General features: G+C 54.6%; 13 protein-coding genes and 1 rRNA gene. All 14 read left to right on the top strand.

Annotated elements, in window-relative coordinates:
* The first annotated feature begins 4 nt into the window (after positions 1-4).
* Entirely contained in the window at positions 5-4360 is a 4356-nt protein-coding gene (gene rpoC / locus IEX77_RS07270; RefSeq protein ID WP_188808345.1) for a DNA-directed RNA polymerase subunit beta', read from the top strand.
* A gap of 1419 nt (positions 4361-5779) precedes the next feature.
* Entirely contained in the window at positions 5780-6235 is a 456-nt protein-coding gene (gene rplM / locus IEX77_RS07265; RefSeq protein WP_009432733.1) for a 50S ribosomal protein L13, read from the top strand.
* A gap of 15 nt (positions 6236-6250) precedes the next feature.
* A complete protein-coding gene (rpsI, locus tag IEX77_RS07260) occupies positions 6251-6637 on the top strand; it encodes a 30S ribosomal protein S9 (RefSeq protein WP_009432809.1) in 387 nt (128 codons plus the stop codon).
* Positions 6638-6793: 156 nt separating this feature from the next.
* Positions 6794-7588 carry a 30S ribosomal protein S2 gene (gene rpsB, locus IEX77_RS07255; RefSeq protein ID WP_188808344.1) on the top strand — a complete coding sequence of 265 codons (795 nt, stop codon included), beginning with the start codon at positions 6794-6796 and terminating at the stop codon, positions 7586-7588.
* Positions 7589-7731: 143 nt separating this feature from the next.
* Positions 7732-8556, top strand: coding sequence for a translation elongation factor Ts (tsf, locus tag IEX77_RS07250; protein ID WP_188808343.1), 825 nt, complete (start codon positions 7732-7734; stop codon positions 8554-8556).
* A 105-nt stretch (positions 8557-8661) separates the two neighbouring features.
* A complete protein-coding gene (locus IEX77_RS07245; RefSeq protein ID WP_188808342.1) occupies positions 8662-9063 on the top strand; it encodes a DoxX family protein in 402 nt (133 codons plus the stop codon).
* Between the two features lie 41 nt (positions 9064-9104).
* The gene (gene dinB, locus IEX77_RS07240) at positions 9105-10187 is read left to right on the top strand and encodes a DNA polymerase IV (RefSeq protein ID WP_188808341.1); all 1083 of its coding nucleotides are present in this window, start codon (positions 9105-9107) and stop codon (positions 10185-10187) included.
* Between the two features lie 422 nt (positions 10188-10609).
* Positions 10610-11080, top strand: a complete 471-nt coding sequence (gene greA / locus IEX77_RS07235; RefSeq protein ID WP_044115645.1) for a transcription elongation factor GreA — start codon at positions 10610-10612, stop codon at positions 11078-11080.
* Between the two features lie 14 nt (positions 11081-11094).
* The gene (locus IEX77_RS07230) at positions 11095-11493 is read left to right on the top strand and encodes an HIT family protein (RefSeq protein ID WP_188808340.1); all 399 of its coding nucleotides are present in this window, start codon (positions 11095-11097) and stop codon (positions 11491-11493) included.
* 31 nt (positions 11494-11524) lie between these two features.
* A complete protein-coding gene (locus tag IEX77_RS07225) occupies positions 11525-12835 on the top strand; it encodes a UDP-glucose dehydrogenase family protein (RefSeq protein WP_188808339.1) in 1311 nt (436 codons plus the stop codon).
* Between the two features lie 103 nt (positions 12836-12938).
* On the top strand, positions 12939-14579 hold the full coding sequence (locus tag IEX77_RS07220) for an ABC-F family ATP-binding cassette domain-containing protein (protein WP_188808338.1): 1641 nt from the start codon (positions 12939-12941) through the stop codon (positions 14577-14579).
* Positions 14580-15496: 917 nt separating this feature from the next.
* On the top strand, positions 15497-18694 hold the full coding sequence (locus IEX77_RS07215; RefSeq protein ID WP_229770836.1) for a SusC/RagA family TonB-linked outer membrane protein: 3198 nt from the start codon (positions 15497-15499) through the stop codon (positions 18692-18694).
* A gap of 24 nt (positions 18695-18718) precedes the next feature.
* The gene (locus IEX77_RS07210) at positions 18719-20797 is read left to right on the top strand and encodes a RagB/SusD family nutrient uptake outer membrane protein (RefSeq protein WP_188808337.1); all 2079 of its coding nucleotides are present in this window, start codon (positions 18719-18721) and stop codon (positions 20795-20797) included.
* Positions 20798-21724: 927 nt separating this feature from the next.
* Positions 21725-22149 (top strand): 23S ribosomal RNA (locus tag IEX77_RS07205); the annotation flags it as partial.

Raw genomic sequence — 22149 nt, 5'->3', positions numbered from 1 at the left:
TATTATGGCTTTCAAGAAAGACAATAAGATAAAGAGCAACTTCTCACAGATCCGGATTTCTCTAGCCTCCCCCGAGGAGATCTTAGAGAACTCCAGCGGTGAAGTGCTGAAGCCCGAGACCGTCAACTACCGTACCTACAAGCCCGAGCGTGATGGGCTCTTCTGCGAGCGCATCTTCGGTCCCGTCAAGGACTTCGAGTGCCACTGTGGTAAGTACAAGCGTATCCGCTATCGCGGTATCGTCTGTGATCGATGCGGTGTCGAGGTCACGGAGAAGAAGGTACGCCGTGAGCGTATGGGGCATATCAAGCTTGAGGTGCCCATCGCACACGTCTGGTACTTCCGCTCACTCCCCAACAAGATGGGCTACCTCCTTGGTCTCTCTACCAAGAAGCTCGAGTCTATCATCTACTACGAGCGCTACGTCCTCATCCAGGGTGGTGTGCTCCAGTCTCGCATCAATGATGACCTGACGAAGGAGACCGCCGCTAAGTCGCTCGATAAGGATCCCAATCCCGTCTTCACCGAAGAGCAGTACCTCGACTACCTTGATTACCTCGATCAGGAATATCCAGGTAATGCACAGCTCGAAGACTCCGATCCTGATAAGTTCATCTGTAAGACGGGTGCTGAGGCGATCTACGATATGCTCGCTCGCCTCGACCTCGATGCCCTGTCCTACGAGCTGCGCCACCGTGCCAGCACCGACGGCTCACAGCAGCGTAAGAACGAAGCCCTCAAGCGCCTTCAGGTCGTAGAGAGCTTCCGTGCCTCCAAGAATGTCAACCGCCCCGAGTGGATGATTATGAAGGTGCTGCCCGTCATCCCACCCGATCTCCGTCCGCTCGTACCCCTCGATGGAGGACGCTTCGCTACGTCTGATCTCAACGACCTCTATCGTCGTGTGATCATCCGTAACAATCGTCTGAAGCGTATGATCGAGATCAAGGCTCCTGAAGTCATCCTGCGCAACGAAAAGCGCATGCTCCAGGAGGCTGTCGACTCTCTCTTCGATAACTCGCGTAAGTCAAGCGCTGTACGCTCCGACAACAACCGTCCTCTCAAGTCCCTCTCCGATAGCCTCAAGGGTAAGCAGGGTCGCTTCCGCCAGAACCTCCTCGGTAAGCGTGTCGACTACTCTGCCCGTTCGGTCATCGTCGTCGGCCCTGAGCTGAAGATGCACGAGTGCGGTCTGCCTAAGTACATGGCCGCTGAGCTCTACAAGCCCTTCGTCATCCGCAAGCTCATCGAGCGCGGTATCGTCAAGACGGTTAAGAGCGCTAAGAAGATTGTAGACCGCAAGGATCCTGTCGTATGGGATATCCTCGAGCACGTCATGAAGGGTCATCCCGTCCTCCTGAACCGTGCTCCTACACTTCACCGTCTCGGTATCCAGGCCTTCCAGCCTAAGATGATCGAGGGTAAGGCTATTCAGCTCCATCCGCTGTCCTGTACCGCCTTCAACGCGGACTTCGACGGTGACCAGATGGCTGTCCACCTCCCTCTCGGCAACGAAGCTATTCTCGAAGCGCAGATGCTCATGCTCGCTTCGCACAATATTCTCAACCCCGCCAATGGTGCGCCTATCACCGTTCCTTCGCAGGACATGGTGCTCGGTCTGTACTACATCACCAAGCTCCGTCCAGGTGCTAAGGGTGACGGCTACACCTTCTACGGTGTCGAGGAAGCTACCATCGCTTATAACGAAGGTAAGATCGACCTCCACGCTCCTATCAAGGTCTACGTCGACGACGTCAAGGATGGCGAACCCATCCGTCATATGGTCGACACCTCTATGGGTCGTCTGCTCGTCAACGAGTACGTACCTAAGGAAGTGGGCTACGTCAACGAAGTCCTCGGTAAGAAGAGCCTGCGTGACATCATCGGCCGCGTGATCAAGGTCTGCGGTGTGGCTATCACGGCACAGTTCCTCGATGATATCAAGAACCTCGGGTACTACATGGCCTTCAAGGGTGGCCTCTCCTTCAACCTCGGTGACGTCATCATCCCCGAAGAGAAGGCTAAGCTCATCGCTGAGGGTTACGAAGCTGTCGAAGAGATCATGATGAACTATAGCGGCGGGTTCATTACGAACAACGAGCGCTACAATCAGATCATCGACACGTGGACGCACGTCAATAGCCAGCTCACGGGTATCCTGATGAAGCACCTGAGCGAAGACAACCAGGGCTTCAACTCCGTCTTCATGATGATGGACTCTGGTGCTCGTGGCTCGAAGGAGCAGATCCGTCAGCTCTCTGGTATCCGTGGTCTGATGGCTAAGCCTCAGAAGAGCGGTAGCGAGGGTGGACAGATCATTGAGAACCCAATTCTCTCGAACTTCAAGGAGGGTCTCTCCGTGCTCGAGTACTTCATCTCTACCCACGGTGCTCGTAAGGGTCTTGCCGATACGGCTCTGAAGACGGCTGACGCTGGTTACCTCACGCGTCGTCTCGTAGACGTCTCGCAGGATGTCATCGTCACCGAAGAAGACTGTGGTACGCTCCGTGGTCTCGTGGCTACTGAGCTCACGAAGGAAGACAACGACGACGAAGTAGTAGCTACCCTCTATGAGCGCATCCTCGGTCGTGTCTCTGTGCACGATGTGATCCATCCTTCTACGGGTGAAGTCATCGTCCACGCTGGCGAAGAGATCCGCGAAGCTGCTGCTGAGCGCATCCAGGCATCGCCCATCGAGCAGGTCGAGATCCGCTCGGTACTCACCTGTGAATCTAAGAAGGGGGTTTGCGCTAAGTGCTACGGCCGTAACCTCGCTACGAACATCCTCGTCCAGAAGGGTGAGGTCGTCGGGGTCATCGCTGCTCAGTCTATCGGTGAGCCTGGTACACAGCTGACACTCCGTACCTTCCACGTCGGGGGGGTAGCTTCGAACGTCGCTACGCGCAATAGTGTCGCTGCTAAGTACGATGGTATCGTCACCTTCGATGACCTGCGTGTCGCCGAAGTGGCTTCCGAAGATGGTGGCAAGCCCGTCAACATCGTCGTCAGCCGTATGACCGAGCTGAAGATCTCCGATAAGAATACGAAGATCGTCCTCCGCTCCATCAAGGTGCCTTACGGTGCTAAGCTCTTCTTCGCTGAAGGTGAAGAGGTCAAGAAGGGGCAGACGCTCTTCGAATTCGACCCCTTCAACGCCCTCATCATCTCCGAAGTCTCGGGTAAGGTCGTCTTCGATAACCTCATCGAAGGCTCTACCTACCGAGTCGAGTCTGACGAAGCTTCGGGTCTGAAGGAAATGATCATCACCGAATCAAAGGACCGTAACGTCGTACCTGGTATCCATATCGAGGATGCCAACGGCAACCTCCTCAAGAGCTACAACCTCCCTGTAGGTGCCCACGTCGTCCAGGAGAACCACTCCGAGATCCACGTCGGGGAGACGCTCGCTAAGATCCCTCGCTCGATGAGCAAGGCTGGTGACATCACCGGTGGTCTGCCTCGTGTCACGGAGCTCTTCGAAGCACGTAACCCATCCAACCCTGCTGTCGTAGCAGAAGTCGATGGTGTCGTCTCCTTCGGTAAGAGCCTCAAGCGCGGTAACCGTGAGGTCATCGTCACCACCAAGCTCGGCGCTGAGCGTAAGTACCTCGTACCTACCTCTAAGCAGATCCTCGTGCAGGAAGGTGACTCGGTCTACGCTGGTATGCCTCTCTCTGATGGTGCTATCACGCCTACCGATATCCTTGAGATCAAGGGTCCCACGGCTGTCCAGGAATACATCGTCAACGAAGTCCAGGACGTCTACCGCCTGCAGGGTGTGAAGATCAACGACAAGCACTTCGAGGTCATCGTCCGCCAGATGATGCGCAAGGTAGAGATCCTCGATCCAGGGGATACGCTCTTCCTCGAGCAGCAGGTTGTCGATAAGCTTGAGGTCATGGATGAGAACGACCGCCTCTGGGGTAAGGTCGTCGTCGTCGACGCTGGCGACTCCGAGACCCTCAGCCCAGGTCAGATCGTCACGCTCCGCAAGCTGCGTGATGAGAATAGCCAGCTGAAGCGCCGTGACCTGCGTACCGTAGAGGTCCGCGAAGCTAAGCCCGCGACGGCTCGCCAGATCCTTCAGGGGATCACCCGCGCTGCTCTGCAGACGAAGAGCTTCATGTCGGCTGCTTCCTTCCAGGAAACGACGAAGGTCCTCAACGATGCTGCTATCAACGGTAAGGTCGATACGCTCGAAGGCCTCAAGGAGAACGTCATCTGTGGTCACCTCATCCCCGCCGGTACGGGTCTGCGTGAGTACAAGCGCCTTGTGGTCATGCCCGTGAGCGAACACGAACAGGCACTCGCTGCCTCCTCTGGTCTCGACCTCGAAGGTGACGTCAGCATCGCTGGCTAAGCCCTCCTCCCTATAACATATCTGCCCCGCCCGCAAGAGCACTGCTCCTGCGGGCGGGGCTTTTTTGTGCCTATACTGACGGGGTGTTTGTAGGAATAGTGGTGTTCGGGGAGGAGTACATTGTTCCCTCTCCTTGGTAATGGTTATAGGCTACTTCTCTACCGAGTGGTTCTATTTATCCAAAGGAATAAGCCGGCCTCTTATCGAATGTGTGAATTTCCCCCTACGAAGAAGTCTTTGCACCGTGGTCAGTTGTTGCATATTTTGCAACAGCTGATTGTGATGAGGAGACTTATCAAAGAGGGAATGTGTTTCAATGAAGCCGATTGCTCAGTGCTTCTGCTATGCAGAGTAGATAGGGGCTTAGTGTTGTTTGTACAGCTGTGGAGCCTGTCGGACTAAGGTCGGGTAGTAAAATCGAAATTTTCGATTTTGCTGGACGCACTATTATCGCTGACTTCTCTCTCATTCGAAAGAGCCATACTCCTGCGAGCGCTGATGGGGGCTTCTTTTTCGGGGGAAAGTAGCCCCATTTTCGGCGGTGCGTATGGGGTTTATTTATAGGGTGATAGAGGGTGGCTCTCGGAGGGGCGATTTGAACCAGTATTGGTCACTCTTCCGACCAGTACTGGTCGCAGCGCGAAGCAGTATAGGTATCTATTGTCAACCAGTACTGGTCGGAAGAGTGACCAGTACTGGTTCGTTTTTCTACCTATATAGGTTACTCCGCACGGTCGGGGAGGAGAGCTATTCTGTTTCCGTGGGTGTCGCCATTTTAGCTCGGGCGGGTATGCCGAGAAGGGGGGCGAGGCTCTTGTGCTTTGTGCCTATTTGAGTGCGTAGCTACAGACACTCAGGTATCCTGCCTACAGAAGGGTGCGTCTCTCTTATATTGATAGAGTATGGTGAGCTTTCATAGTGCGAGGCTTTCGAAGTAATATTGCTTCGTGTGCAAACCACTACTGGTTCGTACTCCAAACCAATAGTTGTTCGTACCTCAAACCACTATTGCTTTATGCACGGAGCAATAGTGGTTCATACCACCGACCACTACAGCTTTGCACGGCTTGCACGTTTTGGTATCTTCTTCTTTCTTCGATGAGCTTGTTCCGCCCGTTAGAGGGTGGTGCTCCGAGGGAGTGCGGGTTGTACCGCTGCTTCTACAGAGGTGCCCGAACACTGTTTGAGCGAGGTGATGGGAGGGGTGCACGGCGTCTCTTGTTTTTTTGTATCTTTGTGCGCTGTTTATCAAATAGTACCCAGCGAGTCTATGAGGATCGACAGAGTCTTATCGCCCAGTACTGGGAGAGTAGTGTGCGCTTTGCCTGTGTCCCATAGTTATAGGGTAAGGCCACGAGAAGACCTGTCGCTATAAGTAGAATCGCTATTCGTCGAATCATTAACAACAAGACAGAAGGAATGGACACTTTAAGTTTCAAGACCGTCTCTGCCAACAAGGCGACCGTCACCAAGGAGTGGGTCGTCGTGGACGCAGCAGGAGAGAGCTTGGGTCGTGTATGCTCCAAGATCGCTAAGCTCCTTCGCGGTAAGTACAAGCCCAACTTCACGCCCCACGTAGACTGCGGGGACAACGTGATCGTAATCAACGCCGACAAGGTAGTCCTCACTGGTAAGAAGTGGGATGACCGCGTCTATCTTAAGTTCTCTGGCTACCCCGGTGGGCAGCGTCAGTTCAGCCCCCGCTTCCTGCAGGCTAAGGGTTCTGATCGCCTCTTCCGCAAGGTCGTCAAGGGTATGCTCCCCAAGAACCGTCTCGGTGCTGCTATCCTGGCTAACCTCTACGTCTATGACGGCGCAGAGCACAAGCACGAAGCACAGCAGCCTCGTCTCGTCGATCTCTCCAAGCTCAAGTAATATATACCAGGACGTATGGAATTCATCAATGCCATTGGCCGTCGTAAGGCCGCAGTAGCCCGCGTATATGTAGCAGCAGGTAGCGGGAAGATCACGATCAACAAGCGTGATATCGCTGCATACTTCCCCTCTTCGATCCTCCAGTACATCGTACGCCAGCCCCTGGCTACTCTGGATGCCGTAGAGAAGTATGACATCAAGATCAACCTCAAGGGTGGGGGCTTCAAGGGACAGAGCGAAGCAGCTCGTCTTGCGATCGCTCGTGCTCTCGTCAAGATCAACGAAGAAGACAAGCCAGCCCTGCGCGCAGAAGGCTTCCTTACTCGCGACTCTCGTGTCGTCGAGCGTAAGAAGCCAGGTCGCCCCAAGGCACGCAAGCGCTTCCAGTTCAGCAAGCGTTAATATCCCTCATCTCAGGCTTGTGGCCTGAGGGATGTTATTTCGCGTTTAGTATCTAAATTGCTTAGAGCTATGGGAGTCTTCTCCCTGAGTAAGACTTCCGTCCTACCAAGCAGTTGAAAGTAATTCTGTTACACTTTATAGAACGTAAACGAAATCATGTCAAGAGTTTCATTTGACCAACTCATAGAAGCAGGTGCCCATTTCGGTCACCTCACCCGTAAGTGGAATGCAGCTATGGCTCCATACATCTTCATGGAGCGTAACGACATCCACATCATCGACCTTCACAAGACTGTTGTTAAGGTCGACGAAGCAGCAGAAGTCGCCAAGGGCCTGGCAAAGGCTGGCAAGAAGATCCTCTTCGTAGCTACGAAGAAGCAGCTCAAGGGCGCTGTCGCTGAGCTAGCTAAGGCTGTAGGTATGCCTTATGTCACAGAGCGCTGGCCCGGTGGTATGCTTACCAACTTCGCTACGATCCGCAAGGCCGTCAAGAAGATGACCGAGATCGATAAGATGACTGCTGATGGTACGTTTGATAACCTCTCCAAGCGCGAGAAGCTCCAGATATCTCGTCAGCGTGCTAAGCTCGAGCTTACGCTCGGCTCTATCGCTGATATGAACAAGCTGCCTAACGCCCTCTTCGTCGTAGACGTAATGAAGGAGCACATCGCAGTAGCTGAAGCTAAGCGCCTCGGTATCCCCGTCTTCGCTATTGTGGACACCAATAGCGATCCCTCTAATGTCGACTACGTCATCCCTGCTAACGACGACTCTACGGCTGCCGTAGAAGTCATCGTCTCGGCTATCTGTGGCGCTATCTCCGAAGGTCTGCAGGAACGCAAGGCCGAAGGTAAGGGCCAGGAAAAGGGCGAAGGCGAAGGTGGCGCTAAGCTCGTACAGAAGGGTAGCCGTACCCGCCGCAAGGCTGAGGCTACCTCCGAAGAAGCTTAAGCTCTCCGTCTGAGACGACCCTGTCGACTCCCTGACGGGAGCGATATACAGTAAGATAAGTCCGAGGATGAGCCGTCTAAGCCGCTCGTCCTCGGGCCTTATCTGCCAATCACAAGAACTCTAACTCAATACAAGATACCATCATGAGTAAATTGTTGGAAGACATCAAGAAGCTCCGCGCCCTCACCGGTGCTGGTCTCTCCGATGTTAAGAAGGCTATCGAAGAAGCTGCTGGCGACCTCGAGAAGGCTATCGAACTCATCCGTAAGCGTGGCCAGGCTATCGCTGCTAAGCGTGGCGACCACGAAGCCGAAGAAGGCTGCATCCTCGCTGCTCACGAAGGCGACTATGCTGTCATGGTAGGCGTCAAGTGCGAAACGGACTTCGTCGCTAAGAACGAAGACTTCATCAAGCTCGTCTCCTCTATCCTCGAAGTAGCTAAGGCTAAGAAGGGTGCTTCTAAGGAAGAAATCCTCGCTGCTCCTATGGCTGACGGCCGTAGCGTACAGGACCACATCACCGAGCGCAGCGGTGTCTCTGGTGAAAAGATGGAGCTCGGTGTATACGAGTTCGTCCAGGGTGCTTTCACGACCTCTTACATCCACCCAGGGAACATGCTCGCTACGATCGTAGCCTTCAACGAAGCTGCTGACGCTCAGGTCGCTCGCGACGTAGCTATGCAGATCGCTGCTATGGCTCCCGTCGGCATCACCGAAGAAGACGTCCCCGCTGATGTCAAGGAGCGTGAGCTCAACCTCGCTCGCGAAAAGGCTCGCGAAGCTGGTAAGCCCGAGAACCTCGTCGACCACATCGCACAGGGTGCCCTGAAGAAGTACTACAAGGAAAATACCCTCCTTGATCAGCTCTTCGTCAAGGACAACAAGTTGACCATCGCTCAGTACCTCCAGGCTCAGAGCAAGAGCCTCACGGTGACTGCCTTCAAGCGTGTGACGCTAAAAGCGGAATAATCTCAAGTACTACGCTTGCCCGCTTAGGGCAGGTCTGCCTGGCCCCCTAACGCACCTGCGCTAGGGGGTCAGTGCTTTTTATCACCTTTTCTCCTATACGTTCCGATGCTTCGCTATCGCCTTTACTTCGTCGGGCTCTACCTCTGTGCCCTCCTCTATATCGCTGCTGGGATCAATCACTTCGTGAATGCCGAGATGTACCTGCGCACGATGCCACCCTACCTCCCCGCTCACGAAGCGCTCGTTGCCCTGAGTGGGGTCATCGAGATCGTGCTGGGAGTGGCTCTTGTCCTTCGCCCGAAGACTCGTCTGCGTGTGTGGGCTGCGTGGGGTATTGTCCTCTTGCTTATCGCGGTCTTCCCTGCAAATATCCAGACCTACCTCAATATGAAGGCCACGGCGGATCCCCGTCTGACCTTCGCCTTGGTGCGTCTGCCACTTCAGCTCCCTCTCATCGCTTGGGCTTGGGCCTATACGCGCCCGATGCCTCAGCGCCCCAAGAAGTGATAGCTTCTCCCTAAGCCGCCTGCCCATTCCTCTCCTTCGCCATGCGCAAGATCATACACATCGACATGGATGCCTTCTACGCCTCGGTAGAGCAGCACGACCATCCCGAGCTTCGGGGGCTGCCTATTGCCGTGGGTGGAGCGGAGTCGCGTGGGGTGGTCTGTGCTGCGAGCTACGAAGCTCGGCACTTCGGTGTACGCTCAGCGATGCCTGGGGCGAAGGCACGTAAGCTCTGCCCGCAGCTCATCTTTGTGCCGGTGAACTTCGATCGCTACCGTGAGGTATCGCGGGCCATTCACGGCATCTTCCACGACTACACCGATATCATCGAGCCGATTTCCCTCGATGAGGCGTTCCTCGATGTGACGGAGAACAAGGTCGGGGAGCCTATGGCCGTAGAGATAGCCCGTGAGATCCGTCGCCGCATCCGCGAGGAGCTGGGGCTGACGGCTTCGGCGGGTGTGTCGTATAATAAGTTCCTCGCGAAGATTGCTTCCGACGCGCGCAAGCCCGACGGGCTCTGCACGATCCATCCGTCGCAAGCGATGGACTTCATCGCCGACCTTCCCGTCGAAGCCTTCTGGGGTGTGGGGCGTGCTACGGCAGAGCGTATGCATCTCCTGGGTATCCGCACGGGGGCTGACCTCCGAGAGCGAAGCCTCGAGCAGCTGACCCGCCACTTTGGTAAGGCGGGGCGTGTCTTCTATGACTTCGCTCGTGGAGTGGATGAGCGCCCCGTCATCTACGAATGGGTACGTAAGAGCCTCGGCTGTGAGCGCACCTTCGAGGAGAATAGTGCTGAGCCCCTCGTTGTCGAAGCTCACCTTCGTGAGGTGGTCGAGGAGCTGGACGGGCGTCTGCAGCGCCGTCAGTTCTCGGGGCGCACGCTCACACTGCGGGTGAAGTTCGCCGACTTCTCCGTTCTCTCCCGCTCGGCTTCCTTCTCCGAAGCCTTCTCTTCGCCTGACCTACTTCTGCAGCGTGGCTTGGAGCTTCTTCGCGCGCTTGATTATGCAGACCGTCCCATTCGCCTCTTGGGGCTCTCCCTCTCGCATCCGCCCGAGGAGCTTCGCCCGGGGATGTGGGTGCAGCAGTGGCTGCCCTTCGCCGAAGACGAGGAGTAGCCAGCTCGCTGATGTACGACTGTGGGCGAGTGGGGCGTTTTCATAGTGGTCCGCCCGTAGACCGCTGTTAGGTTCAGATGAAGGGGACCTGCAGGGTGGTCTTGCTCCGTGGTGGATCGTATGCGGATAGTCGGCTAAGTCACTCTATACAGGCGCGGTGGCGACTGCCGCTATCTGCAGGATAGACGCCGATGCCTTCCCGCCTGCTGTGCTTGGGAATCGGGTAGTCAGGAGGCGTAAGGTTTTGATAGGGTGGGGGAAGCAAATAAATTAAGCTGGTACCCTGCCTTGGATAAATAATCGTACCTTTGCGAAGGAACCCTACGACAGCGATCGGCTGGAGTAGGGTTCACTATTGTTTTTACTTGCGGTCAAGACCGCGCAAAAATTAGGCTGGAGTCTATGACTCCCCAACTACGACTATGGCATATAACTATATGACACAAGCCGGCTATGACAAGCTCATAGCTGAGATCAACGAACTCGAATCAGTTCACCGCCCCGAGATCTCTCGTCAGATCGCCGAGGCACGTGATAAGGGGGACCTCTCGGAAAACGCCGAGTACGACGCTGCCAAGGAAGCTCAGGGCCTCCTCGAAGGGAAGATCGCTCAGCTCAAGGCACAGGTCGCTAACGCTCGTATCATCGACGAGTCGAAGATCTCTACCGATAGCATCCAGATCCTGAGCAAGGTCACCATCCGCAATACCAAGACGGGTGCTGAGCTGACCTATACGCTGGTCTCTGACACCGAGGCGAACCTTAAGGAGAAGAAGATCTCCGTCAACACCCCCATTGCCAAGGGCCTTATGGGCCGCAAGGTCGGTGATGTCGTCGAGGTCCAGACGCCTGGTGGCCTCCTGAACTTCGAGATCCTCAATATCTCGATCTAATCTCGTTTTACTCCATGGCTACGCTCTTCACACGCATCATTGAGGGGGAGATCCCTTCGTATCGAGTCGCCGAGGACGCCGAGTTCTACGCCTTCCTCGACATCAATCCCGTACAGCCCGGTCACACGCTCGTCGTGCCTCGCCAGGAGGTCGACTACATCTTCGATATCGAGGATGATCTGCTCGGGCGCATGATGGTCTTCGCTAAGCAGGTCGCCCGTCAGATCCAGACGGTGACGAAGTGCCGCAAGGTCGCTGTCCTCGTCCTCGGACTTGAGGTCAACCATGCGCACATCCACCTTGTGCCCATCAATGCTGAGGGGGATATCGACTTGAAGAAGAAGCTCCAGCTTCCTGCCGAAGAGATGGAGCGCATCGCCCGTGAGCTGCGTGAAGCAGCCCCCGCGAAGTAACACCGATACATATATAATAAGGAGTAGCATTATGCCCATTGCTATCGTAGGGATAGGCTATGTCGGACTGGTCAGCGCAGCTTGCTTCGCTGACCTCGGTGTAGAAGTCTACTGTGTAGATGTCGATGAGGCGAAGATCCAGCGCCTGCGTGATGGGGAGATACCCATCTATGAGCCGGGTCTGGACGCCCTCGTACGCCGTGGAGTGGAGGCTGGACGTCTGCACTTCTCTACCTCTATCGCCGAAGTCCTGCCCCATGTCGAGATTATCTTCAGTGCTGTCGGTACGCCCCCAGACGAAGATGGCTCGGCCGACCTGCGCCACGTCCTCTCCGTAGCTCGTGCTATCGGTGAGGCGATGACGGACTATTGTCTCGTCGTCACCAAGAGTACCGTGCCCGTAGGTACCTACCTCAAGGTCCGTGAGACGATCGAGGCGGCACAGCGTGAGCGTGGCGTGTCCATTCCCTTCGACGTCGCTTCGAACCCCGAGTTCCTTAAGGAGGGCAACGCTATCGAGGACTTCATGCGCCCCGACCGTGTCGTCGTCGGTGTCGATAGCGACCGTGCCCGTGAGCTGATGACGCGCCTCTACAAGCCCATCCTCCTCAATAACTTCCGCGTCCTCTTCATGGATATCGCTTCGGCAGAGATCACGAAGTACGCGGCCAACGCCATGCTCGCTACGCGCATCAGCTTCATGAATGAGGTGGCGAACCTCTGCGAAGCCGTCGGAGCCAATGTTTCCATGGTGCGTCAGGGCATCGGTAGTGACGCCCGCATCGGGAGCAAGTTCCTCTACTCGGGCTGTGGCTATGGTGGCTCTTGCTTCCCCAAGGATGTGCAAGCCTTCATCCGCACGGCGAAGGAATATGGCCGTCCTATGCGTGTCCTCGAAGCTGTCGAGGCCGTGAACGAGGCGCAGAAGCACGTGCTCTTCGAGAAGTTCTCCCGCTACTTCGGTGGTGATCTGAAGGGTCGTCGTGTCGCTGTCTGGGGCTTGGCCTTCAAGCCTGAGACGGACGATATGCGCGAGGCGCCTTCGCTTGTCCTCATCAACTCCCTCCTCGAGGCTGGCTGTGAGGTCGCCGTCTATGACCCGATCGCCATGCTTGAGGCCCGCCGTCATCTCGGTGACCGCGTCCGCTACGCACGTGATGTCTACGACTCCGCGCTCGATGTCGATGCGATCTTCCACGTCACCGAATGGAAGGCGTTTCGCATGCCCGCCTGGGAAGTCCTTCACCGCTCGGTGAAGACTCCGCTACTCATCGACGGGCGCAACGTCTTCGATACCGACCCCGTCGAGGCCGGCTTCACCCTCCTTCAGATAGGGCAGTAGCCTGTCCGCCCCGTCCCCCTATGCTGGGTGTCCGTACACCTGACATAGGGGGATCTTTTACTCTCTCATCCCCTTTCCTCCTTCTATTCTCTAAGCAAAGCGTATGATTTCAGTCGATGCCCTCACTGTCGAGATCGGTGGGGCACCCCTCTTTTCAGATATTTCCTTCGTCATCAACCCCAAGGACCGCATCGCCCTCATGGGGAAGAATGGTGCTGGTAAGAGCACCCTGCTAAAGATCCTCAGCGGTACGCGCGAGGCGACCCGCGGTAAGGTCAACGTCCCCTCGGGTGTGCAGGTAGCTTACCTTCCCCAGCACCTCCTCACCGAAGACGGGCGCACCGTCTTCGAGGAAGCTGAGCAAGCCTTCAGCAACATCCACCAGATGGCAGCCCGTATGGAGGAGCTCAACGAGGCCCTCAATACCCGCACCGACTACGATAGCCCTGAGTATATGGCGATCATCGAGGAGGTGTCTGCACTGGGTGAGAAGTACTACGCTATTGAAGAGATCAACTACGACAAGGCTATCGAGCTGACGCTCCTCGGTCTTGGCTTCAAGCGAAGCGACTTCACGCGCCAGACGAGCGAGTTCAGTGGGGGCTGGCGTATGCGTATCGAGCTGGCGAAGCTCCTCCTGCAGAAGCCCGATGTCCTCCTCCTCGACGAGCCGACGAACCACCTCGACATCGAGTCGATCCAGTGGCTCGAAGACTTCCTCATCGAGACGGGTCAGACGGTCGTCGTCATCAGCCACGACCGCGCCTTCGTCGACCACATCACCACGCGTACCCTCGAGATCACGATGGGCCGCCTCTACGACTATAAGGTGAACTACTCCGAGTACCAGCGTCTGCGTGCTGAGCGCCGCGAGCAGCAGATGAAGGCCTACGAGGAGCAGCAGAAGTTCATCGCCGAGACGACCGACTTCATCGAGCGCTTCAAGGGCACGTACTCCAAGACCAACCAGGTGCAGAGCCGTGTGCGTATGCTCGAGAAGCTCGAGCTGGTCGAGGTCGATGAGATCGATACCTCCGCTATCCGCCTCCGCTTCCCACCCGCCCCACGCTCAGGCAACTATCCCGTGCAGATGGAGGGTGTGGGCAAGACCTTTGGCGACAAGCGTATCTTCTCGGATGTCAACCTGATGATCGAGCGTGGCGACAAGATTGCCTTCGTCGGGAAGAACGGGGAAGGGAAGAGTACCCTCGTGCGCTGCATTATGAAGGAGCTGGAGCACGAAGGTGTCCTCACGCTCGGCCATAACGTGCAGATCGGCTACTTCGCCCAGAATCAGGCAGCCATCGAGGATGAGACGCGCACCGTCTTCCAGACTATCGACGATGTAGCCGAGGGCGAGATTCGCACGAAGATCAAGGACCTCCTCGGTGCCTTTATGTTTGGCGGCGAAGCTTCGACGAAGAAGGTCAAGGTCCTCAGCGGTGGTGAGCGTACGCGCTTGGCACTCCTCAAGCTCCTCCTCGAGCCCTACAACCTGCTGATCCTCGACGAACCGACGAACCACCTCGATATGAAGACGAAGGAAGTCCTCAAGCAAGCCCTCCTCAACTATGATGGCACGCTCATCCTCGTCTCCCACGACCGTGACTTCCTTGACGGCCTCGTGAGTAAGGTCTATGAGTTCGGGGGTGGTAAGGTCACCGAGCACCTCGAAGGTATCTACGAATTCATGCAGCGTAAGAAGCTGGAGAACCTCAAGGAGCTGGAGCGCTCCGCCTCCTAATCTCCTCCTTATATATAAGGTAGCAAACACGCCGTCCGCCTATCCCCTCTGTGGGGTAGGCGGACGGCGCTTTTATGGGGTGGTGAAAACGATCAGTACTGGTCGGCGGTCGGACCAGTACTGGTCACGCGGCGAAGTAGTACTGGTCACTAATAGCAACCAGTAGTGGTTGGAGTGGTGACCAGTATTGGTTGCTTTTTTCTCTTTAGCGAGATAGGCGGAAGGCTACCTTTACTCGGGTGGTGTGAAGCTATATTGGTCGGCGGGTGAAGCTATATAGGTCACGAATGCAATCTATATAGGTCGAAGCACCGACCTATATAGGTTCACCCGCTGACCTATATAGGTTTGCTTCCCCCTCCCTGGTAATGGATACAGCTAACCCAGCTTTTGGGGGGTAGGGTCAGATACTCAATCCGAGGGGAACGTGTGGGGAAATGTAGTTTGAAGTGCTTTGGGGCGGAATACGGTAGTCTATATGTTACAGATCTTGATCTCGTAGTGTGGTGGTATTCAGTGCGTTGAATTACTTAATAAATTTATTAAGTGTAAGCATTGATAAATGCTTGTTTTCTCGCTTTTCATCCATAACTTTGCCCCCGAAGGAGTGAGAGAGTTTCTATTCCGATCATGAACATGAGACTTTATATTAAATCAGTATCAGAGATCTTGACCGAGTCGCCTACCTCGCAACGAGGACGGGGTGACGCCCCTCCCCGCTACCACCTATCGGGCCGATAGGTGCTATGTGGTCTCGGTATCCTACATTACTATGAATAGCCCTCTCAATGAGCTCACTTATCATGGAGCGGATCGTGAAAGACCGAGCCGCTTGACGATCCCATTCTCCCGCTCCTCTTAAGATCATGCATAATCAAATCAATCCATACACGTATCACTAACACTAACTTACGAAGATGAAGTATTTCTCCAAGTACTTTACCGCGAGGATCGTACTGCTGATCCTGGCGATGCTCCTAAGTAGTCCGCTTGTCACCTGGGCACAGGGGACGATCACCATCAAGGGGGTCGTCAGGGATACCCAGAAGGAGCCCTTAGCAGGGGTCTCTATTCGAGTCAAGGGGACAACAGCAGGGACCACTACTACCCCTACCGGGGACTATACGCTCCAGAATGTCTCACGGAATGCTACCCTGGTCTTCTCCTACATCGGGATGAAGAAGCAGGAGGTGCCTGTCTCGGGGCGTACGACCATCGACGTCGTCCTCGAAGATGACGCACAGGTGGCTCAGGAGGTCGTTGTCGTCGGCTACGGTACTCAGAAGAAGGTCAACCTCACAGGGGCTGTCTCCTCTATCGACTCGAAGTCCCTGGCTGCTCGCCCCGTGCAAAATGTCGGGCAGGCTCTTCAGGGGATGATCCCTGGTCTGAACCTCTCGGTGGGGAACTCTGGGGGAGCCCTCAATAGCTCCCTGGCCCTCAATATCCGTGGTACGGGTACGATCGGGACGGGGTCAAACTCAAGCCCACTGGTCCTGATCGACGGCTCAGAGGGAGATATGAACTCTCTGTCGGCTAATGATATCGAGAGCATATCGGTGCTGAAGGATGCTTCTGCGAGCTCGATCTATGGATCTCGCGCTGCCTTCGGGGTAATCCTCATCAAGACCAAGAACGGTCGTGAAGGCCGGGCCCGAGTTTCCTATACGGGCAATGTCCGCTTTGCTACTGCGACACAGGTCCCTGAGATGATGGACTCAGAGCAGTTCGCTAAGTACTTCAATGCCGCTGGTACAAACGCTGGGAATGGGACGGTCTTCACCGATGAGATCATGAAGCGTATCGTAGCCTACAAGCAAGGTACGATCTCAGAAGACCTACGCTCGGGAACCTCCTGGAATGAGCGAGATAGAGCTTGGAATCTCTATACGGACTCATGGGCAAATACCGATTGGTTCGCGGAAATGTACCGTAAGAATGCTCCTTCTCAAGAGCATAACCTCTCCATATCTGGTGGAAGTGGTAAGACGAACTACTACGTCAGTGGTGCGCTACTCGATCAGCAGGGCTTGATTCGCTACGGACATGATGCCTTCAAGCGCTACAACCTCACTGCGAAGCTCAGCACGGACATCACTCCATGGCTGACCGTCTCCTATACCAACCGCTGGTCACGTGAAGAATACTCCCGCCCAAGCTATATGACGGGCCTCTTCTTCCATAATATTGCTCGCCGCTGGCCGACTAACCCTGTGCGTGACGTCCACGGGTATCTCATCCCTGGTAATGAGACGATCCAGATGCAAGATGGTGGTGTCGACCGCAACCAACGTGACCGTGTCAATCAGCAGCTGACGCTGGAAGCACGCCCCCTGCCTGGGCTTCTCCTCCGTGCTGAGAATAACTATAATACTACCTACAACTTCAATCACTGGGATGTCCTGGCTATCTATAGCCATGATAAGGATGGCCTTGCTCGCTTGACCTCTCGTGAGGGTGGCGACGACGGCCAGACGAGTGTCGGTGAGAGCACCTGGCGAAATAATTACTTCAACGGGCGCTACTATGCCGAGTATAGCCGTCTCTTCGCAGAGAAGCATGACGTCAAGCTCATCGCTGGTCTCGACCTTGAAGTCAATAACTACCATGATCTTGGTGGTAGCAAGAAGGATCTTATCTCGAACCTTGTCCCCACGGTCAATACGGCTACCAATGACAAGCCTTCTCTCTACTCAGGCTATAACCATTGGGCTACGATGGGGAGCTTCGCTCGTCTGAACTATGCTTATGACGAGCGTTACCTCCTTGAGGTCTCTCTCCGCTCCAATGGCTCCTCCCGCTTCATTGGCAATAAGCGCTGGGCTACCTTCCCCTCCTTCTCTGCTGGTTGGAATATTGCCAATGAGCAGTTCTTCTCCCCTCTCAAGAAGACCTTCTCAATGCTTAAGCTCCGCGGGTCATGGGGTACATTGGGGAATACCGAGGTGCAAGCACTCTATCCTTGGTTCCTCTCTCAGCCTGTCGGGACAGCTAACTCAGCTTGGCTCATCGGTGGCGAACGCCTGAATACATCTAATGCCCCTGGTATTGTATCAAGTGCTCTCACTTGGGAGCGCATTGAGTCCTGGAACGTCGGTCTGGACTTTGCGGCTCTGAACAACAGACTGCAGGGTACTCTGGAGTACTTCAACCGTACGACTCGCGATATGGTTGGTCCTCCTTCACCACTGCCCTTCACCCTCGGTACTGGTCAACCTAGTGAGAATAATGCGACCCTCGTCTCTAAGGGCTGGGAAGCTGAGCTCAAGTGGCGTGACTATGTAGGCAAGGTGAACTACGGGCTGCGCTTTATCCTCTCGGATGACATCCAGACGGTCACGCAGTACTACAACCCTACGGGATCCCTCTCCACTTGGTACGCAGGACGTCGCATGGGTGAGATCTGGGGCTATACTACGGCTGGTATCGCTAAGACGAACGATGAGATGAATGAGCACCTGAAGACTAACCGTCCTTCATGGGGTGATAACTGGCAGGCCGGGGACATCATGTATAAGGATCTTAATGGTGATGATACCGTCAATGGTGGGGCTAACACCTTGTCCGACCATGGAGACCTTCGCCGCCTCGGCTACAATGCTCCTCGCTTTAAGGTTGGTTTCAATGCTGACCTTACGTGGCAGGGGCTTGACTTTAGCTTCTTCCTTCAGGGGGTTGGACGTCGTGACTGGTTTGACAACTCGCCCTATTCTGTCGGTGCTACGAGCCATGGGCAGTGGCAGTCTGTAGGCTTCAAGGAGCACTGGGACTTCTTCCGACCTGAGGGTGACCCCAATGGGGCTAACCTGAATGCTCGCTATCCTCGTCCCCTCTTCGAGAAGGGCAGCAAGAATATGCAGACGCAGTCCCGCTATGTCGTCAATGCGGCGTATCTCCGTATCAAGAATATCCAGCTGGGCTATACCCTCCCTGCTTCTCTCACGAAGAAGATCGGGGTCAGTCGCCTACGTGTCTACACCTCGGCTGACAACCTCGTGACCTTCACCAAACTGCCCAAGATCTTCGACCCCGAAGCTACTGGTGGTGACTGGGGACCAGGTAAGATCTATCCGCTGCAGCGCGTGATCTCCTGTGGGCTCAATGTCAATATCTAATCGGCATCTAACAGAACAAGTATTATGAGACAACATAGCTATTGGAGGAAGGCGCTCCTCCTATCCTCTGGCCTCCTGGCTCTCTCTTCCTGTAATCTTCTTGATAGGGAGCCTCTTGATCAGGTAGGCCCAGATTCATACTATGGGACTGCTGAGCAGCTTGGTACCTTCCCGATCAACTACTATGCTTCCCTCTTCCCAGGACATGGGAACGGTGGCTATCACGCAGGGATCGCTACCTATGATGATGGTACGGATAATCAGGCTACGACCAATCCTAACCGTTCGATGTTCAGCAATACTACGTGGAAGGTAGAGAGCACTGGTCAGCCCTCGATCGCCTCTATCCGTAATGTGAACTGGTACATGGAGCAGGTCCTGCCGAAGTTCTACGCCGGTAAGATCGTTGGTGACCCCACTGATATCAATCACTATATCGGGGAGGCCTATGCCATTCGTGCGCTGCTTTACTTCGAGGCACTCAAGGTCTATGGTGACTTCCCCATCATCACCCAGACTCTCCCGACGGAGCTGGAGACCTTGCAGAAGGCTTCTCAGCGACGCCCACGTAATGAGGTCGCTCGCTTTATCATCAGCGAGCTGGACTCCGCTATCAAGTATCTGAGACCAGCCTTCCCCGCTAATCAGCGTCTGACGAAGAATGCTGCTCAGCTGCTCAAGAGCCGTGTGGCCCTCTACGAAGGGACCTTCGAGAAGCACCACCGAGGCACTGGACGTGTACCAGGTGATGCCACTTGGCCAGGGAAAGACAAGGAGTGGAATAAGGGTAAGGTCTTCGATCAGGATGCTGAGGTGAAGTTCTTCCTCGAGCAGGCTATGGCTTCTGCGAAGGTCGTTGCTGACGCAGTATCCCTCACCCCCAACTCGCACAAGACCAATCCAGACCTTCCTACCTTTAGTGGCTGGAATTCCTACTATGAGATGTTTGCCTCCAGAAGCCTTGATGGCTTCTCTGAGATTCTGCTGTGGAGACAGTACAGCAAGGATAAGAGAATCCTTCACCTCGTCTCCCATCAGTTGGTCACAGGCACGAACTCTGGCTGGACGCGTGGTCTCGTAGAGTCCTTCCTCATGAAGGATGGTCTGCCTTACTACAAGCGTAACACCGCTACCTATAATGATGTGACGATCGATAATGTGAAGAAGGATCGTGATGAGCGTCTCCAGCTCTTCCTCTTTGCAGAGTCTGATGCTCGTAGCTACGACAATGCTAAGAAGGTCGTCAAAAAGTATGAGTGTCCGAATATGATCGACAAGCCTGAGGTCAGAGATGTCACAGGGTATGCTCAGCGTAAGTATTACAACTATGACCCCTCGATGCGTCAGGGCTCAGAGATGAACGATGTCTCCGGTGTGCCCATCCTTAGAGCATCTGAAGCTTATCTAAACTACATCGAAGCTTCCTATGAGCTCAATAGAACTCTGGATGCAGATGCTCGTAAGTATTGGGATCAGCTTCGCCAACGTGCTGGCATCACTGGGACGATCGATGCGACGATCAATGCTACAGATATGTCAGTGGAGGCCAACGTTAATAGAGCTTCCTATGACTGGGGGGCCTTCTCTCAGGGTCAGGCCATTGATCCTACGCTCTATAGCATCCGTCGTGAGCGCCGCTGTGAATTCGCTGGTGAAGGTATGCGTCACGATGACCTTGTTCGCTGGTGCGCTATGGACCAGGTCAAGAACTATGTGATCGAGGGCGTGAACTTCTGGGCGAAGATTCATGAGTATAGCTACTTCTGGGGTACCAAGACGGTGAAGGTCACAGGCCCCGATGGTAGAGAGACGGAAGAGCTGGTACCTGATCCTACTCAGACGAGAATTATCTCGGATGGGACTTCAAAGGCTAACATCTCTGCCAAAAGTCTCAGTACATATCACCGCCCCTACCAGATCATCTCGAAGGCTAATAACAATGATATGTTCGATGGCTATACCTTCTACCAGGCTCACTACCTCTATCCTGTCTCGATTCAGACGTTAGAGCTTTGTGCTCCTGGCAACAAGATCGATGCCACGTACTTCTATCAGAATATCAACTGGCCTACGAGTACGGATAATCCCTATGCTCTCAAGTAGGCATACTCGCGCGAGCTTATAAAGCGCTACTCCACGACGACACCCCAGCCCGACCTTCGAGCTGGGGTGTCGCTCTTTTCCCGCCCGCCTATCCTTGCACAGGTGATAGGCGGACGGCGCATTTATTGGGTGGTGAAATCGACCAGTACTGGTCGGCTGTCGGACCAGTACTGGTCACGGCGCGAAGTAGTACTGGTCACTTATGGTAACCAGTAGTGGTTGGAATGGTGACCAGTACTGGTTGCTTTTCCCTCTTTGGAGGGATAGCGGGAAGGCTACCTTTAGTCGGGTGGTGCGAAGCTATATTGGTCGGTGGGTGAAGCTATATAGGTCACGAAAGCAACCTATATAGGCCGAAACGCCGACCTATATAGGTTCACCCGCTGACCAATATAGGTTGATAGCCCCCTGTCCTATATGTATTCAGGGAAAGTAGGGTAGTCCGTGTGTCCATCCCGCTTAACCACTCCTTCATCCCAGCGACTCCCTGTGCTCTTTCCCCGATGTGTCTCCCACTGCATCCCTGAATCTGAAATTTTTTTCACCCCTTGTAACTCTCTTGTTTATGGGGAAATGAATGCAACTCAACGGGCGGTATTGAGAAATATTTTGCGGTAGGATTTGGTTTGTATTTAGTTTTTGCTCTATCTTTGCAACCGCAAACGAGAAACGAACCGCCTCGAATGAAGGCTGACCCGAGCGAGGGTAGCTGAGGAGAGGGAAGGCAGACGTTAGCGAAGACGATATAAGTAAGGTGACTTACTTATGATTGACTTACAGAGGTGTCACAAGGTTAACACCAGCGGCCCTCTTAGCGATCATTGACATACTTGATAAAAACAAACGAGAAAACAACGTAGAGCATATATAATAAGTTAGTATACAACCTGCGTGCTTTCTGATAGCAATGTTAGAAGTACGTTAGGCGCAAAAACAGATAAGGGCAGACGGTGGATGCCTTGGCTCTCGGAGGCGACGAAGGACGTGATAAGCTGCGATAAGCTACGGGGATTGGCACATACAAATTGATCCGTAGATTTCCGAATGGGGCAACCCGGCATATTGAAGATATGTCACACTGCAGAGCAGTGAGCGAACGTGGGGAACTGAAACATCTAAGTACCCATAGGAGAAGAAAACAAAAGTGATTCCCTTAGTAGTGGCGAGCGAACGGGGACTAGCCCAAACCAGCTTTGTTTCGGCAAAACTGGGGTTGTAGGACCTCGATATAGGAAGACAAGATTAGGAGAACGGTCTGGAAAGGCCGGCCATAGAACATGACAGCTGTGTATCCGAAAATCTTCGTTGGACTTAGAGGTATCCTGAGTAGCGCGGGACACGTGAAATCCTGT

It is taken from the genome of Porphyromonas pasteri (assembly GCF_014647755.1).
Lineage (GTDB): Bacteria > Bacteroidota > Bacteroidia > Bacteroidales > Porphyromonadaceae > Porphyromonas > Porphyromonas pasteri.
This window is presented reverse-complemented; position numbering and strand designations above follow the sequence as displayed.